Below are 15,349 nucleotides of genomic sequence, written 5' to 3'. Positions count from 1 at the left end.
AGACATTAGAAGCCCCGCACTTGCGGGGCTTTGCATTCAAGCAACGGGATCGATGACCAGCAGCAATCGCGGACCATCTTCCGGTGTGACCTCCGGCGAGCGGTGCAGGATGCCGGTGGCCTCATCAGTATTCCAGAGCGCGCCGCGAAACAAAGCAGCAGCACCGCGTTTCACCCGCCGGATGCGCTTGGGGTCCGCTTTAAAGCCCAAGGGAACATATTCGGTCCCCGCTCCGCGATAGGTGCACAGCAAACGTGCTGGCACCCGGTCGATGTGAAACTTCGGACACATCACCTCATCGGCGACATCCAACCGCAGCCGGACGTGATCAACGTCAAGGATCTTGGCCATCATGACCGCAAGGGCGCCAATATCGCTCGCCAGAACATCACGGTTTGGAACTGCGTCGAGACCTGATGTTTCACACGCGGTGATCACGGCCGCTTCGGCCAGATGAACCGGAACAACGGTTCGAAGGTCCGGCAACCGGTCCATATCAAGATCATCCATCCACGACTGGAAACCCGGCTCCGGTGTGCGCTGCCAAATCGCAGCCGCAACACCTGGCGATGCAATTTCGGTCAGGATATCCGCATCCCGCCCCATGAAGACGTCGGCTGCAACTGGACCTGCTGAAGTTTCAAGTGCAAGGCTCATTCGGCAGCCTCCCGGCGTTGAAAGGGCGGGAATGGGTCGGCAAGGGATGCAAAAGCCGACAAGTCGTTCCCGGCCTCCGGCGGGATCAGGCACGCATCCATCCGCTCCCTCAATGCGGGCCAGTCGATACCTGCGCCGATAATCACGATTTCCTGCCGGCGGTCACCGAATGGCTCAGACCAGTGGGACCGGGCATAGGCCTGAACGCGCTCGTCCTGCGGCCATTGCGACGGCGGAACAGAGGCCCACCAGGTACCAAGCGGGCTGATGCTGGACAGCGCGCCAGCGAGCGAAAACTCCAGTACGTAATCCGGGCGGCTTGCGATCCAGAAATGTCCCTTGGCGCGGATAACACCCGGCAAAGATCCGTTCAATAGCGCGTGGATTTTGGCAGGATCAAATGGCCGGCGGGCGCGGTAGACATAAGAGGCAACCCCATACTCCTCCGTTTCCGGAACATGGTCCGCAAATCCGTAAAGCTCCTTGGCCCACATCGGGTGCTCATGAGCCTTTTCGAAATCGAACAGCCCCGTGTTCAGGATTTCGGAAGGCTCCACAACGGAATAGTCGGTCTCAATGATGCGCGCGTCCGCATTGAGACTGCGAATAATCTTGCGGGCGGCGTCCACTTGGCCTGCATTCGCTGCGCTCACTTTGTTGAGCACCACGACATCGGCAAACTCGATCTGATCGGTGAGGAGATGCACGAGGGTCCGCTCGTCTTCTTCTCCCAGCGTCTCGCCCCGGTCACTCAGGAAATCATGGCTGGAGAAGTCCTTCAGAAGGTTCACCGCATCGACAACAGTGACCATCGTGTCGATCCGCGCAACGTCGGAGAGGCTCTCCCCCTCCTCATCCCGGAAATCAAAGGTTGCCGCCACTGGCAACGGCTCCGAAATGCCGGTCGATTCAATCAGCAGATAATCGAACCGGCGCTCTTCGGCGATCCGGCGCACTTCCTTCAAGAGGTCGTCACGAAGGGTGCAGCAGATGCAGCCATTCGACATTTCGACCAGTGTCTCATCAGTATGGCTGAGTTCCGCACCGCCGGACCGCACCAAATCCGCGTCGATGTTCACTTCGGACATGTCGTTCACGATGACGGCGACCTTCAGACCGTCGCGGTTGTTGAGAACGCGGTTCAGCAAGGTTGTTTTGCCGGCGCCCAGAAAGCCGGACAGAATCGTTACGGGCAAACGGATGGCAGACATGGGCTCTCCATTATGTATCGCCAATATGTAATGTTATTACGTTACATACCTCATAACGACACTTGATCATTTCTGGCAAGTCAAAACTCGCAGGGAGCTCGTACTTCCTCTGGATAGTTGGAAAAGAGTGGTAAGGTTTAAACCGGCTTGTTGATCTGGGCCGTGTGGACGATAAGCAGATGGGCTGTTGATGATCAGAAATGACCTCCCATCTTACGCAAGTGCGGTTAAACACAGGCAAGATTTCCTGAATGTCACAGCCAAAATACATTCAAAATTCGCACAATTTATCGGCGAGGTCCGATTATTTTCAGCTGAATTATTGTTTTCCGCCTAAGGGAAGATACAATCCTTGTTAGGCGTCAATTTATAAAAAAACGCTGGCCGCTTAGACATGTTCTGGGAAGGACGATGACCCGTGACCCTTACTTCAGACGAAATCACGAAAATCCGTGAAGTAATCAGCAACGCCGACAAGACGCTGGAAGAAACGGACTCCGGTTCCCACTACCAAAACACATACACATACTTTTACGTCCCAAAGGACTTCGGTTCTGCGGCTACCACAACCGATGACACGGGATTAGGCGCCGTACTGAGACTTGGTGGATATTCGGATTTGGAGGAACCGGAGAATGTAAATCTGGGCAAAAGTCAGGGATCTTTGCACGCTGTCCAGTCCGAGGTTTATCCAGCCCAGCATATCTCCGACGAATCCAGCGACAAAGCCCACCAGAATGCACCAGGCAAACAGACGAGTGGCGAAAACAATGAAGTCATAAAGCGGCAAGGGATTTTGCTAGCCTGCGATGGGCGAGTGCTTCTGCGGTCTGGCGAAAAGATATACGTGCATGCAGCTGATCAAATCCATGTCCAGAGTGACGAGAACATTGCCCTTGTCACCGTGAATGGCTCTATCGACAGCACATCCGGAGACAAGTTCACTGTAAAGGCCACAAAAAAGGTCAGTGTGCGCTCCGGTGTTGGAGACCCTGATACCTACACCGCCAGAGGGGTCAACAATTCAGGAGACAAAGGCATTGAGATCATCGCGAACGATGGAAACTCCGATGTCTATATTGAGGGCAACTCGCTCTTCCTGCAGGTCAACGGAACAAGCACAGCCGACATCACTCAAAACAACTCGACCATCATGCGGGCCGACAACTTCGAGGACATCTGGGGCCACAACACATCGATTTTTCGTGGCACGTTCTTTGAGCTGTATTTTGGCGCAGGCCTTTCTTACAGAGCTGCAGCGTCGCTCAATGTTGCAACAGCACTCGATGTGAACATAGGACTGTTCGACGTTGGAATTACTGGAATCGAAATCACAAAAACCATCCTCGAAGTCAAATCGTCGATGTTCAAGTCCAAAAATGTTGCGGTCGAAGCGGAGACCACTGCAACACGGGCACGCTCTGATGCCGTTTGTGTGGGCAGCACGGCGACCAAAGCAGAGTCGGAAGTCGTCACCGCAAGCATTGGAAACGTGAAATCACTGATAGCTTTCTGGGAAGCTAAAATCGCCTCCACGGCACAGATATAACCTCCCGGATCGCGTCTACGGCTTGAGCTACCTCCCGAAATTAGGACACTGACGTAAGCTACGATTTGTTGTCTGCTGGTCTTCGAGAACAAGGAGATCAGAGATGTCGAAACGCAAGCAGCACTCGCCGGAGTTCAAGGCGAAAGTCGCCCTGGCAGCGTTGAAGGGCGAAGAGACGGTATCGGAACTGGCGAGCCGCTTCGGGGTTCATCCGACCATGATCCATCAATGGAAGCGTGCCCTGCTGGAAGGCGCCTCGGACGTGTTTGAACGTGGCGGCAAACGAAAGCCGGAGATTGACGAGGACCAGGTGAAGGAGCTGCACGCCAAGATCGGGGAGCTGGCCGTCGCCAACGATTTTTTGTCCAGAAAGCTCAAGCCTTGGGGCGTGAAGTGAGGCGCGGCATGATCGAGCTGGGACATCCCGAACTGTCGGTCGGCAAGCAGTGTTCTCTGCTGTCGATCTCGCGCTCGTCTTTCTATTACACGCCGAAGGGCGAGAGCGAGATGAACCTCGCGCTGATGCGCGAGATCGACGAGCAGTTCCTTGAGACGCCGTTTTTCGGCGTCCGTCAGATGACCTGGCACTTGAAGAACGAAGGCCATCCGGTGAACGAAAAGCGGATCCGGCGGCTGATGCGGCTTATGGGTCTGATGCCGATCTACCAGAAGCCCAATACAAGCAGGCCGGCCAAGGGACACAAGATCTGGCCATATCTGTTGAAGGGATTGCGGGTGGAGCGGCCGAACCAGGTTTGGGCGTCTGACATCACGTATTTGCCGATGCGCCGTGGGTTCTTGTATCTCGTGGCAATCATGGACTGGTTCACCCGCAAGGTGCTGGCCTGGCGGATCTCCAATACGCTGGAGGCCGATTTCTGCGTCGAGGCGTTGAACGAGGCGGTCCACAAATTCGGTGCACCGGAAATCATGAATACGGACCAGGGATCGCAGTTCACCTCGTTTGCATGGACAGACCGGCTGCGGAGGATCGGCGTGCGCATCTCGATGGACGGCAAAGGACGGTTCCTCGACAATATCTTCGTCGAGCGGCTGTGGCGCACGCTCAAATACGAGTGTGTTTATCTGCACGCTTGGGAAACCGGCTCACAGGCCCGGGACAGTGTCCGAAAATGGATGAATTTTTACAACCAGAAGCGTCCGCACACCGCCCTTGGCGGCAAACCGCCTGCCGTGATCTACTGGCAGCGCATTGAACAAAACCAACTCCCTCTCGGTGATGTGAACATCACCTGTCGGGCAATGGATCAGCAGGTGCAGAGAGTAGCTTAAATTACGCCAGATCCTGTCCAACGGATGGGGAGTAGCTCAGCTATCGTTCGGGTGGGCAAACAGACAGATGATCCTTGCCGGATTTCTAAACTATGTTTAATTTGTAGATGACCCCGCCAATGCACACCTTTCCAGTCAGACGGAGACAGTTCCGTTAAACAGGATACGGGAGAGCGTTATGTCCCTGGCAATGGATTGGCCACAGACAGAAGTGCACGAAGGTTCAGCCAACTCTGCAACCATACTGCCTTTTGAGACGGACGACCTCTCCCCGCAAAATCCGGCACAGTCACTCACACGATATCAGTACTTCTTTGTTCCTTCGCAACAGAAGGAAGAAGATGATGCGGAATGTGTGACCAAACCGGGAGCGTTTCTGAGGCTCGGGTCCTATTCGGACATCGAGGAAGAAAGCGCACAGTCGCATAACGGAGTGGCGGCGTATTACCCATCCCGTCACATTGCGGGCGAGACCGGTGATCGCGTCTATAAAAATGCAGCCGGCCCAAGGGCGGCACAAAGCTGCGGCATCACGATGGCCTGCGATGGCCGGGTTTTGATCAAATCCGAAGAGAAGTTTTTTGTCGAAACAACCGATCTGGTGGACATCCATTGCGGGAAAGAGATTGTCATCACCGCAGATACAGGCCCGATCACCGCGGAAACCGGCGATCAATTTTCCGTCTCTGCAAATAAGAAGGTGAGCCTTCAGTCGGGCGCTTCTACCAGTGACAACTATGTCCCGTCCGACAAAAACACCTCGGGCGAAAAAGGCGTCGAAATCGTAGCGAACAAGGGCAACTCAAACGCTTTCTAGAGGCCAAAGACATTGTCACACACGCGCATGGTGCCAAAACAACCCATGTCGATGGAACGCAAACCAATATCGTTCTGTCTGACACGCTGAACGACACGTGGGGCAACGCCAGATCGATCTTTCGCGGCAGCAACCTATCCCTTTATTTCGCAGGTGGCCTCAGCTACTGCGCGAGCGCGTCCCTTAATGTTTCGACGTCGATCGACCTGGACATATTTATGACGCACATCAAATTCGCGCTCAGCAAATTTGAAATGGTGAAATGGAACATTGATATGAACGAGGTGGTCTTTAAGACCGCGTCAGTTAAAACACACTTGGACTATTTGATGTTGGAAAGACATCGCCTTTCTGTAGAGAGCTGGGATCTTAAATTTAACACTGAAGAACTCGCGGTAAAATCGAAAAAAATAGAGACTGAATTGGCCAACCTCAAAACCTCGATCTCGACCAACGTACAGCTCTGAAGGCGAAACTGCCGTCAAGAGCTTATGCAGCCTCGACCGCTCTGCCACGCGCGAGAATAAACAGTCCAGAAAAGACGATCACGGCACAGCCAACCAGGGTCTGAGCATCCAGATGCTCGCCGAAAAAGACCACACCGAGGCCAACGCCGAACAAGAGGCGGGAATAGCGGAAGGGCGTGACGATCGAAACGTCTCCGGTGCGCATGGCCAGCATCAAACTGCTATACGCAAAGACACCAGAGAAAACCGCAAGAGCCACATAAACGCCGCTCAGCATATCCGGCCAAACAAGCCCCTCACCTGACCAGATTGTGTAGCACACACCGGCAATGATCAGCGTGATGAAACCATAAAACCCAAGAAGCGCTGTGCTTAGTGACTTAGGCGCTGCCCGGCTTGCAAGGTCCCGGCCTGCAAACCCCAGCATGCCGATAAATGCTAGCATCGACAGTGGCGTGAAACTTTCGGCGCCCGGCCGCAACACAATCAAGACACCAATCAGACCGATGATGATCGCGGCCCAGCGGCGCCAGCCAACCCGTTCCCCAAAGAAGATCATGGCCCCAAGCACGACAAAGATCGGCGTGGCCTGCAAAATCACCGTCGTGGACGACAATGGGGTCAGGGCCAGCGCCAGGATGTAAAACAAGCGCCCGGTCAGCTCAAAGACGAAGCGCACCCCCATGACCGGTGTGAAGACATCGCCCGGGACCAATGCCTCACCGCGTTTCACGGCCAAACCGCCAAAAACAACGGCACCGCCGAATCCGAACAGTATCAGGATCTCACCAACCGGCAGAACCACCGATGCGGCTTTCAGGAACATGTCCTCAACGGCAAACAATGCCATTGCAAGGATCATGAACAGACTGCCGCGCAAGTTGGCCGACGTGGGTGCGGAAAGACTGTTTGCCGACACGATCTGAAACCTTTGAATCTATGAAGCAAAAAATACCGGTAGGGCTTTTTTTTCTATCGGCTTTTCCAAGGACAAGCCAGACTCGCAGAATAGTTAGCCTGCGACATATTCCCCGGCGCAAACATTGTCCCTAGTGACAATATCTTGTTTGACTTCAATGACTTTTGGAACAATCTTTCGCAAAAGTCATAACGTGTTGACTCAATCTGCCAACTACCTCAACCAGGTTATCGTCTCATGAGTGCCGTCTCACGCCTGTCCGTCAATGTCAACGCTGTTGCCATGCTGCGTAACCGCCGGGATCTGCCTTGGCCCAGCGTCACCGGTTTGGCGGCCATCGCGATGGAAGCTGGAGCAAAAGGCATCACCGTGCACCCGCGCCCGGACGAGCGCCATATCCGCAAGACGGACGTCTTCGATCTCGCCGAACTGATCGAAGAGCGTTTTCCGAACAAGGAGTTGTGCCTGGAAGGGTATCCATCACCTGATTTCATGAAGCTCGTGGAGGAAGCCCGGCCGGAGCAAGTGCTGTTCGTGCCGGACGACCCAGACCAGACCACCTCGGATCATGGTTGGGACTTTTCAAAGGACATCGGTCTCCTGGAAACAGCTATTGCTGCATCCAAGGAATGGGCAGTAACAGTGTCCCTCTTCTGCAATCCAGATCCGGCAGATCCGGAACATGCTGCCCGCATCGGCGCAGAACGGATCGAGATTTACACCGGTCCTTATGGCGCCTGTTATGACACACCAGACTTGGCCGCCAAGGAACTGGACAAGATTGCTGCGACCGCCGAAGCAGCCCAGGCTGCCGGTCTTAGTGTCAACGCGGGACACGACCTGACAGTCGAGAACATTCCGGCGTTGTTGCAGCGGGCACCGTTCATCCGCGAGATGTCGATCGGTCACGGGTTTACCGCAGACGCCCTCGTCTACGGCTTTGCGGAGAGCGTCAGACGGTTCCGCTCGGCCATGGGCGAGCTTTGATGTCTTCGGATGATTTGGGACGGCAAGTTGCGTTCCTTCTGGAAACCGACAAGCTGAAAGATGTCATCCGCCTCAACCTGGTGTCGGATGGCAGCCGGCGCGAAAAGACCGCTGAGCATTGCTGGCACGTCATTCTGCAAACCTTGACCCTTGCAGAACACGCGGAACCCGGGACCGACATTCATCATGTGCTGAAGCTCTTGGCGGTTCATGATCTGGTTGAGATTGACGCTGGCGATCATTGGGTGACGGAAGACAACCACCAGGCGATCGCCATTCAGGAACAGGCCGCCGCAGAAAAGATCTTCGCCTTGCTGCCAAACAAGCAGTCGGACGACTTCAAAGCGCTGTGGCACGAGTTTGAAGCAGGCGAGACCAAAGAAGCCCGTTTCGCCAATGCGATGGATGTGCTGCATCCGATGCTGCTTGTCTTCGCTTCAGAGCAGGACACGCCCGTTCATGAGCCGATGTCCGTTGACGACATCCGGAAGAAAAAGGAAGCCAAACTCGCTCCCTTTCCTGCCCTTTGGGCTTATGCCCAGTCCCTCCTCGACCGCGCCGTTCAGGCAGGTCACCTGACACCCTGAACCCGTTCGCGTTTGGGCCCTGCCTCGATTAAAGAAAGAGATTTCAGATGCCATTTGAACTGTGGCTTATGTTCGTTGCCGTTTCTCTTTTGCCGGCAATCAGCCCCGGCCCCGCCGTCATGCTGGCGATTTCCAACACCCTGCGCTTTGGCCGCAACGCCACGCTCGCATCGGCGACCGGGAACATGATGGGGCTGATCGTAATCGGCTACGCGGTTGCCTTTGGTTTTGGTGCGCTGATGGCGGCCTCTGCCGTTGCCTTCGCAGTTCTGAAAATCATTGGCGCAGTCTATCTGGTTTACATCGGCATCAAGATCCTGCAAGACGGGTCCAGCTTTCAGGTTCAGGACGGCGCTCTCACGCCGCGCAAAAGCCCGATGAAGCTCTTTCTTGAGGCGTTTTTTGTCTCCGTCACCAACCCCAAGGCAATTTTGGTGATCACAGCGCTGTTCCCTCAATTCATGTCCAAGGGCGGCTTCAATCTCGCCGAGATCACCATTTTGTCGGTCACCTATGCGGCTCTGTGTTTTGCCAATCACGCGGCCATTGCCTTCGCTGGAGGTCACATGCGCCAGTTTCTGACATCAACCCGGCGCGTGCGTTGGGTCCGCCGGATCACCGGCGGCTTGTTTGTCGGGTTCGGAGCAGCACTCGCAACCGCCAGCAGATAGGGCCGTTAGGAGCGGCCTCCCTCACCTTTCATCAACTGCATAGAGGCGCTGCGCTGGTTTCAAGGCGTTTCTGTGTGTGCGGTCTGTTTCAGCCAATTGACAACCACGCCCGCCGTTTCCGCATTCTTGGATCTACTGGAAAGAACGGCGTAATAGGCATCCGGTGGCCGGTAGGCTGGAAGGCTAGCCGGCACCAAAAGGCCCTTGGCCACCTGATCCCCGGTGATCGACCGCCAGCCGAGCATGATACCGTGACCGGAGAGCGCCGACTGCGTCGCCTGGACATAGTTTGAAAACCTCAATCCCTTCGCAGATCCATTAGCCTTCTGACCCGTCCGCGAGAAATATTGCGGCCAGGAAATCCAGCGTTTGTCGGCCACCTCGACATGGATCAGAAAGGCGGACGCCAGGCTGCCTGCCTCTTCGCTGATCCGTGCTGCAAGTCCTGGCGCGCAGACGGGTTCCACGTGCTCTTCAAAAAGGAGATGCACGGCTCCGTCACGCCAATTGCCATCTCCATAACGCATGGCAATGTCCGTACCCGTGCCGAGAGACGGCACTTCATGCGCGATCGTCTGAACGTTCACGACAATGTCCGGATGGTCGAGGTAAAAAGCTTCCAGCCTGGGCATCAGCCAATAGGTGGCAAACCCCATGGTGCAGGCAATCGTCACGGTATTGGCTGCTGTTTCGAGAGCGTCAATGTCGCTCAGCGCTTCCATCAATCTTTCCCGATTGTCCGTAACGGCCTTGAGAAGGATCTCGCCAGCTGCCGTCAATCTGGCCGGGCGGGTGCTGCGATCAAACAAGGACGTGCCGATGTGATGCTCAAGGTGGCGCAGCGCCTGACTGACGGCGGGCAGAGAGACATTGAGCTCCTGCGCAGCATGTTTGACACCGCCCATTCGATCAACGGTTTCAAACACACGGAGAAGACGGGGTGGCGGCAATCGATCCATTCGGCTTCAAGTTAATCCATCAGTTAACTCAAGTTCGTTTTTTATGATCTTTTCAAATCAGTTCCGCAAGCGCAATTTCAATCCAAGAAACTGGATTAAAACGGAAGTTTTGATCCCGCGACATGCAACCTCCAACGCAAAGCGCGATTAAGTTACAGGACAATCACATGCTCGGGACCGGTGAAGAAGGCGTACTCTTGCGCGAAAAGGGGCTGGATGTACCGTTGCCGGACGGACGCCTCGCTTATTTCAACTACTATTGGCTGAAGGACAATGAACCGGCGTCCTTCGATCCCGAAACGCGGGAACGGGTCAACGATATCTTCGCGCTTGCCGAAGAGCCGAAAGCACAGACCGCTGCCATTGCTGGCGATCACCTTGAAATCCAGTGGCAGGGCACAGAGCATCGCTCGGCGATCCCGATGGCGCAGCTGGTGCAATATGCCCAAGCCCAACAGCGCCCGGATCCAGCCAATCTGCCGAGGAAATCGTGGTTTGCCGATCACTATGTAAACATGGCCCGGTTTGATTACGGCTCAGTCGCATCTGACGCTGATGCGCGCAAGAATTGGGCTGGAGCGATGCTGACCGATGGCGTTTCGCTGATCACCGGCATGCCGAATACGGATGAGGGGCTGACTGATCTCGCCGGCCTGCTTGGATATGTGCGGCCCAGCTACTTCGGCCATACGTTCGAGGTGAAAACCCACATCAAACCGACAAATCTTGCCTTCACGTCCAAGGCCCTGCCGCTGCACACGGATCTTCCGTCCGAAGAATTCGCACCGGGCATCCAGTATCTGCACTGCCGCGCGAATTCGGTTGAGGGCGGTGACAGCATTTTTGTCGACGGTCTGGCGGTTGCCGAGGATTTTCGAATCACCTATCCGGGCGACTTCAAGTTGCTGGTGGAAACCGATATTCCCTATTACTGCGAGCACGACACGTTCGACATGCGCGCGCGCCAGCATGTGATTGAGCTCGACGACTATGGAAACATCTCGGGCGTCACGATCAGCCAGCACCACGAGGACATATTCGACTTGCCTCAAGAGGCGTTGGACTCCTATTACCCGGCCTTCTGCCGGTTTGGGCAGATGATGCGCAACGAGAAATACGTGATGCGGTTCCGTTTGAATGCCGGTGAATGTATCGTCTTTGACAATCACCGGATCGTTCACGGACGTGTTGCTTACTCGGCGACCAGCGGTGAGCGTCATTTGCGGGGGTGCTACACCGACCGGGGAGAGCTGCGGTCTACCTACAGGATCCTATCCGGAGAAGGACGGTTCAAATGAGCGTCGTGACACCGCTGACCCCAAGCGCCGATCAACAATCGGAACAAAGACTGCGGGAAGACCTGGCGGCGGCCTTCCGGCTGGCGGTTGAATTCGGCTGGCACGAAGGCGTCGGCAACCACTTCAGCGCCGCAGTCTCCGAAGACGGGGCGAGGTTCCTGATGAACCGCAAATGGCGGCACTTTTCCGAAGTGACAGCCAGCAATCTCCAGCTTCTGGATGCCAATGACGACAGCATCATGGACACGCCGGACGCACCGGACCCGAGCGCCTGGTGCATTCACGGGACAGTGCACCGGCTCAACCCGGCGGTGAAGGTGCTGTTTCATGTCCATCCACCCAACGCGACAGCGCTGGCGACGCTTCAAGATCCGACTTTGAAGCCGATCGATCTCAACACGGCCCGCTTTTTCGGCAAGGTTGCCGTCGATCTCGGTTTTGGCGGCATGGCGGATGAGGCTGAAGAAGGACGGCGGATTGCCGAGACGCTCGGCACCAAACCGATCCTTATCATGGGCAATCACGGTGTTTCGGTCGCTGCCGAAACGGTCGCGGAGGCCTTTGATCATCTCTATTACTTCGAGCGGGCAGCCGGAACCTTGCTAACAGCATATGCCACCGGCCAGCCGCTCGCGGTGATGTCGGACAATCTGGCCGCCAAGACGGCCGCCGAGTGGGAGCCCTACAAGGGCATGGGACACGCGCATTTTGACTATTTAAAGCGCCAGCTCGAAAAAAATCAGCCGGACTATCGCGATTAAAATCAAGTCTTTAGCAGGCCGGATCCTTGAAATCCGGCCTGTAGTAGTCGCCTAGTACCCGCTGCATCGCTTTGCAGGCTAGCCTTTGTCCATCCGCAATTCTTCAACGGGAGGACGAAGCATGAGCGCACAGAAAATCCTGATGATCACCGGTGATTTCACCGAAGACTATGAAACCATGGTGCCCTTCCAGGCGCTTTTGGCGATGGGCTATGAAGTGGACGCCGTTTGTCCGGGCAAAAAAGCTGGTGAGAGCGTTGCCACCTGCATCCATGATTTTGAGGGCGACCAAACCTACACGGAAAAACGCGGCCACAATTTCACGCTGAACGCGACTTTCGCGGACATCAATCCGGCCGACTACGACGCTCTTGTGATCCCGGGCGGTCGGGCACCAGAATATCTGCGGCTGGACGGTGCGGTCCTTGAGGCTGTATCTCATTTCATGGGTGAAGCCAAGCCGGTCGCCGCGATTTGTCATGGTGCCCAGATCCTTACAGCGGCGAAGGTCATCGAAGGTCGGACAGTGTCGGCCTACCCGGCCTGCCGCCCGGAAGTTGAGCTTGCTGGCGCGACTTATGCGGACATTGCTGTTGATGCAGCGGTCACCGACGGCAATCTCGTCACCGCGCCCGCCTGGCCAGCACATCCGGCTTGGATTGCGCAATTCCACAAGGTGTTGAGCACCACTCAGCAAGGCTCACTCGCAGCCTGATGATGAAAACAACCGGTCCGGGCCGCCCGGGCCGGTATCATGACCGAGCAGACCAAACAGTGGCGAAGGGCTCTTGAATTGACCTTCTGAGCGGGTAATTTGGCGGGATGGAGGAAACACCGAGATGTGCAAGCTGTTTATCGATGCCGATGTAAATCTCTGGCAAAGCACGACAAAATCACTGCGCATCGACGGCATGGTCACATCCGTGCGGTTGGAAATTTTCTTCTGGAACGTTCTTGATGAAATCGCAGCGCGCGACGGTATGAATGTTGTGCAGTTGATCACCAAACTGCATCACGAAAGCATTGATGCCGGTCACGACCTTGGCAACTTCACCTCTTTCCTCAGGGTTTGCTGTGGCCGTTACCTGGCGCTGCAGCTCGCCGGAGACGTGCCCACAGACACACGCGTTCCGATTGCAGGCCTTGACGCCGATGGCATTCTGGAGGCAGAGGAACGCCGGGTTCATTAAGGTCCAAGCGCAGTTTCGATTCAGGCAGTTGTCGTAATGCGTGACCGCTTGAAGGCTTGGACCACAGGATTTTAGGTCTGCGGCCATGGAACCGAAGACCCAAACCCACCAAAGCGGGCCACTTGCGTGTGTAGTATTCTGTTACTACCCGCAGCCCCTAATCCCCTGATAGGACAATGCATTCATTGTTGACGTTAGGTCTCCTACCGATTCTTGCCGGTGATGACGCCTGGCGGCAATTCAAGAACCTTGCCGATCCTGTCTTCCTTTCTTTACCCACCAAACAAGAAGTTGGCAGGTTTCCGGTTCCCTGCCCGGGGCAATTATTTCGAACCCGGGCAGGGTTTTCTTGGTCTGCAGTTGTCTGGGGGGACACATGTGCAAGTTGTTTGTCGAGGCGGCAACTGAGCTTTGGCAATGCCGTGCCCGGTCGCTCCGTATCGACGGAATGGTGACATCCGTTCGCCTTGAAAACTTCTTTTGGAAAGTTCTGGAGGAGCTGGCCGAGCGCGATGGCATGAACGTTGTGCAACTGATCACCCGGCTTCACAACGAAAGCATTGCGGCGGGCCACGACCTCGGCAATTTCACTTCTTTCCTGAGGGTCTGCTGCGGCCGGTATCTCGCCTTGCAGCTCTCCGGCGATGTCCCGACCGACAAGTCTCAGCCAATCGGCAGTCTGAACGTGGATGAAATCCTGAAATCCGAGGCCCGTCAGATACCGGATTGGAATTGACAGAATTACTGTCCGCCTAATCAGCCCCGACAAGACCTGCCACATGATCAGCAATCGCGAGTGCGGACGTGAGGCCCGGCGATTCAATCCCGTAGAGCGCCACAAGACCGGCTTGGCCGTGCACCGCAGGGCCGTCAATCCTGAAATCCGCAGCGGGCTCACCCGGCCCTACGATTTTGGGGCGGATGCCGGAATAGTCCGGCACGAGGGCACCGTCGGCCAAATCCGGCCAGTAACTCCGGATCGCGGCATAGAATTTATCCCCGCGGGCCGGGTCAACCGGGTAGTGGAAGTCGTCAACCCACTCCACATCCGGGCCGAAGCGCGCCTGGTGCTGAAGATCCAGCGTCAGATGAACACCAAGGCCACCGGGCTCCGGCACCGGATAAATCAGCTTCGAAAACGACGCCCTGCCCTGCAGTTTGAAATAGCTGCCCTTGGCGAGATAGGCCTTGGGCGGTTTCGTACCATCTAACCCGCCAGCCAGCGCCGGGGCCATATGACCGGCGGACAGGATCAACTCCTTGCAGGTGATCGCATAGGCTTCGCCGTCTTCGGTCGACACGTGAACTCCAAAGCCGCCTGCAAGCAACGGCTCTAAGCGGTCCACCTTGGTGTTCAGAACCACTTGGCCGCCATGGGCTTCCAAACCGCCCTGCAGCGCCAGCATGAAACCGTGACTATCAAGTATCCCAGTGGAGGGCGACCACAGCGCGCCCGCGGCATTAAGTGCCGGTTCCTTTCGGCGGAGCTCATCTTTGGACACGAACTCGAGATCGGTCACACCATTTGCGGCAGCCTTCGCCTTGATGGTGTCCAGTTCCTGAAGCTGCGGGTCATTGGTGGCGACGATCAGCTTGCCGATCTGCTCGTGTCCAACCCCGTTTTCCCGGCAAAACGCGTAAAGCTGCTTCTTGCCCTGGACGCAGAGCCGCGCTTTCAGACTGCCTTGCGGATAGTAGATACCGGCATGAATGACCTCCGAATTGCGGGCACTTGTTTCCGAGCCAATCAGATCATGCTGCTCCAAAACCATCACTTCGCGCCCGGACAGGGCCAAGGCGCGTGCGCAGGCAAGCCCCACGGCCCCGGCACCAATCACGATGGTTTCGATGTCATGCATGATTTAACTCAATCCTGCAGTTGTTTGCCCGATCACCAGCTAGTGCACGTTTTCCAGTGTGTGGCTTTCTAAAACTTCTCAAGTGTCGTCCCAGCGTCGGCTGGGACCCAGTATTACCTGTGGA

17 protein-coding genes are annotated in these 15,349 nt (G+C 55.9%); 12 read left to right on the top strand and 5 right to left on the bottom strand.

Annotated elements, in window-relative coordinates; translation table 11 throughout:
* Positions 1-36: 36 nt before the first annotated feature.
* Both AC0J4F_RS12430 and AC0J4F_RS12425 read right to left on the bottom strand, forming a co-directional pair.
* Positions 37-657 (bottom strand): DUF1826 domain-containing protein, encoded by a 621-nt coding sequence (locus AC0J4F_RS12430; RefSeq protein WP_133946378.1) that lies wholly within the window; start codon positions 655-657, stop codon positions 37-39.
* A complete protein-coding gene (locus AC0J4F_RS12425) occupies positions 654-1,868 on the bottom strand; it encodes a GTP-binding protein (protein WP_133946376.1) in 1,215 nt (404 codons plus the stop codon). The genes AC0J4F_RS12430 and AC0J4F_RS12425 overlap by 4 nt, the downstream gene beginning before the upstream one ends.
* 418 nt (positions 1,869-2,286) lie before the next feature.
* On the opposite strand from AC0J4F_RS12425, the gene AC0J4F_RS12420 reads away from it, so the two are divergent.
* The 4 genes from AC0J4F_RS12420 to AC0J4F_RS12405 all read left to right on the top strand — a co-directional run bounded on the left by AC0J4F_RS12420 (position 2,287) and on the right by AC0J4F_RS12405 (position 5,994).
* A complete protein-coding gene (locus AC0J4F_RS12420; RefSeq protein ID WP_133946374.1) occupies positions 2,287-3,417 on the top strand; it encodes a hypothetical protein in 1,131 nt (376 codons plus the stop codon).
* A 103-nt stretch (positions 3,418-3,520) separates the two neighbouring features.
* Positions 3,521-4,710 (top strand): IS3 family transposase gene (locus AC0J4F_RS12415; RefSeq protein WP_473023626.1). Its coding sequence is split into 2 segments (ribosomal slippage): positions 3,521-3,812 and positions 3,812-4,710, totalling 1,191 coding nucleotides; the frame shifts between segments, so codons are not numbered across the junction.
* A 178-nt stretch (positions 4,711-4,888) separates the two neighbouring features.
* Complete coding sequence (locus AC0J4F_RS12410; protein ID WP_473023625.1) at positions 4,889-5,527, top strand: hypothetical protein; 639 nt, start codon at positions 4,889-4,891, stop codon at positions 5,525-5,527.
* A 218-nt stretch (positions 5,528-5,745) separates the two neighbouring features.
* Positions 5,746-5,994 carry a hypothetical protein gene (locus AC0J4F_RS12405; RefSeq protein WP_473023624.1) on the top strand — a complete coding sequence of 83 codons (249 nt, stop codon included), beginning with the start codon at positions 5,746-5,748 and terminating at the stop codon, positions 5,992-5,994.
* Between the two features lie 22 nt (positions 5,995-6,016).
* Here AC0J4F_RS12405 and AC0J4F_RS12400 read toward each other — a convergent pair whose 3' ends face one another.
* The gene (locus AC0J4F_RS12400) at positions 6,017-6,913 is read right to left on the bottom strand and encodes a DMT family transporter (RefSeq protein WP_473023623.1); all 897 of its coding nucleotides are present in this window, start codon (positions 6,911-6,913) and stop codon (positions 6,017-6,019) included.
* Positions 6,914-7,150: 237 nt separating this feature from the next.
* Between AC0J4F_RS12400 and AC0J4F_RS12395 the strand changes: the two genes are divergently transcribed.
* The 3 genes from AC0J4F_RS12395 to AC0J4F_RS12385 are packed head-to-tail and all read left to right on the top strand — an operon-like array spanning position 7,151 to position 9,158.
* Positions 7,151-7,900, top strand: a complete 750-nt coding sequence (locus tag AC0J4F_RS12395; RefSeq protein ID WP_473023622.1) for a pyridoxine 5'-phosphate synthase — start codon at positions 7,151-7,153, stop codon at positions 7,898-7,900.
* Positions 7,900-8,487 (top strand): HD domain-containing protein, encoded by a 588-nt coding sequence (locus AC0J4F_RS12390; protein WP_473023621.1) that lies wholly within the window; start codon positions 7,900-7,902, stop codon positions 8,485-8,487. The genes AC0J4F_RS12395 and AC0J4F_RS12390 overlap by 1 nt, the downstream gene beginning before the upstream one ends.
* A gap of 47 nt (positions 8,488-8,534) precedes the next feature.
* Positions 8,535-9,158: a LysE family translocator gene (locus AC0J4F_RS12385; RefSeq protein ID WP_473023620.1), complete on the top strand. Its 624-nt coding sequence runs from the start codon at positions 8,535-8,537 to the stop codon at positions 9,156-9,158.
* Between the two features lie 59 nt (positions 9,159-9,217).
* Here AC0J4F_RS12385 and AC0J4F_RS12380 read toward each other — a convergent pair whose 3' ends face one another.
* Entirely contained in the window at positions 9,218-10,117 is a 900-nt protein-coding gene (locus AC0J4F_RS12380) for a LysR substrate-binding domain-containing protein (RefSeq protein ID WP_473023619.1), read from the bottom strand.
* A 167-nt stretch (positions 10,118-10,284) separates the two neighbouring features.
* On the opposite strand from AC0J4F_RS12380, the gene AC0J4F_RS12375 reads away from it, so the two are divergent.
* From AC0J4F_RS12375 to AC0J4F_RS12355, 5 genes are all read left to right on the top strand, one after another.
* Positions 10,285-11,415 carry a TauD/TfdA family dioxygenase gene (locus AC0J4F_RS12375; protein WP_473023618.1) on the top strand — a complete coding sequence of 377 codons (1,131 nt, stop codon included), beginning with the start codon at positions 10,285-10,287 and terminating at the stop codon, positions 11,413-11,415.
* Complete coding sequence (locus AC0J4F_RS12370; RefSeq protein ID WP_133946358.1) at positions 11,412-12,176, top strand: class II aldolase/adducin family protein; 765 nt, start codon at positions 11,412-11,414, stop codon at positions 12,174-12,176. Before AC0J4F_RS12375 ends, AC0J4F_RS12370 begins: the two co-directional genes overlap by 4 nt.
* Positions 12,177-12,297: 121 nt before the next feature.
* Positions 12,298-12,891, top strand: coding sequence for a DJ-1/PfpI family protein (locus tag AC0J4F_RS12365; RefSeq protein ID WP_133946356.1), 594 nt, complete (start codon positions 12,298-12,300; stop codon positions 12,889-12,891).
* Positions 12,892-13,015: 124 nt separating this feature from the next.
* Positions 13,016-13,366: a ribbon-helix-helix domain-containing protein gene (locus AC0J4F_RS12360; protein ID WP_473023617.1), complete on the top strand. Its 351-nt coding sequence runs from the start codon at positions 13,016-13,018 to the stop codon at positions 13,364-13,366.
* Between the two features lie 376 nt (positions 13,367-13,742).
* Complete coding sequence (locus tag AC0J4F_RS12355; RefSeq protein WP_133946352.1) at positions 13,743-14,102, top strand: ribbon-helix-helix domain-containing protein; 360 nt, start codon at positions 13,743-13,745, stop codon at positions 14,100-14,102.
* A 16-nt stretch (positions 14,103-14,118) separates the two neighbouring features.
* On the opposite strand, the gene AC0J4F_RS12350 is transcribed toward AC0J4F_RS12355, so the two are convergent.
* Entirely contained in the window at positions 14,119-15,225 is a 1,107-nt protein-coding gene (locus tag AC0J4F_RS12350; RefSeq protein ID WP_473023616.1) for an NAD(P)/FAD-dependent oxidoreductase, read from the bottom strand.
* Between the last annotated feature and the right edge of the window lie 124 nt (positions 15,226-15,349).

It is taken from the genome of Roseibium sp. R5, from assembly GCF_055755305.1.
Note: the sequence above shows the minus strand (reverse complement) of the source record. Positions and strands in the feature narration are given on the sequence as shown.

Excerpts from the sequence above, each read along its gene's own strand:
- AC0J4F_RS12430 (WP_133946378.1), bottom strand. The coding sequence starts at position 657 with ATGAGCCTTGCACTTGAAACTTCAGCAGGTCCAGTTGCAGCCGACGTC.
- AC0J4F_RS12425 (WP_133946376.1), bottom strand. The coding sequence starts at position 1,868 with ATGTCTGCCATCCGTTTGCCCGTAACGATTCTGTCCGGCTTTCTGGGC.
- AC0J4F_RS12410 (WP_473023625.1), top strand. The coding sequence starts at position 4,889 with ATGTCCCTGGCAATGGATTGGCCACAGACAGAAGTGCACGAAGGTTCA.
- AC0J4F_RS12405 (WP_473023624.1), top strand. The coding sequence starts at position 5,746 with ATGACGCACATCAAATTCGCGCTCAGCAAATTTGAAATGGTGAAATGG.
- AC0J4F_RS12395 (WP_473023622.1), top strand. The coding sequence starts at position 7,151 with ATGAGTGCCGTCTCACGCCTGTCCGTCAATGTCAACGCTGTTGCCATG.
- AC0J4F_RS12390 (WP_473023621.1), top strand. The coding sequence starts at position 7,900 with ATGTCTTCGGATGATTTGGGACGGCAAGTTGCGTTCCTTCTGGAAACC.
- AC0J4F_RS12385 (WP_473023620.1), top strand. The coding sequence starts at position 8,535 with ATGCCATTTGAACTGTGGCTTATGTTCGTTGCCGTTTCTCTTTTGCCG.
- AC0J4F_RS12380 (WP_473023619.1), bottom strand. The coding sequence starts at position 10,117 with ATGGATCGATTGCCGCCACCCCGTCTTCTCCGTGTGTTTGAAACCGTT.
- AC0J4F_RS12375 (WP_473023618.1), top strand. The coding sequence starts at position 10,285 with ATGCTCGGGACCGGTGAAGAAGGCGTACTCTTGCGCGAAAAGGGGCTG.
- AC0J4F_RS12370 (WP_133946358.1), top strand. The coding sequence starts at position 11,412 with ATGAGCGTCGTGACACCGCTGACCCCAAGCGCCGATCAACAATCGGAA.
- AC0J4F_RS12365 (WP_133946356.1), top strand. The coding sequence starts at position 12,298 with ATGAGCGCACAGAAAATCCTGATGATCACCGGTGATTTCACCGAAGAC.
- AC0J4F_RS12360 (WP_473023617.1), top strand. The coding sequence starts at position 13,016 with ATGTGCAAGCTGTTTATCGATGCCGATGTAAATCTCTGGCAAAGCACG.
- AC0J4F_RS12355 (WP_133946352.1), top strand. The coding sequence starts at position 13,743 with ATGTGCAAGTTGTTTGTCGAGGCGGCAACTGAGCTTTGGCAATGCCGT.
- AC0J4F_RS12350 (WP_473023616.1), bottom strand. The coding sequence starts at position 15,225 with ATGCATGACATCGAAACCATCGTGATTGGTGCCGGGGCCGTGGGGCTT.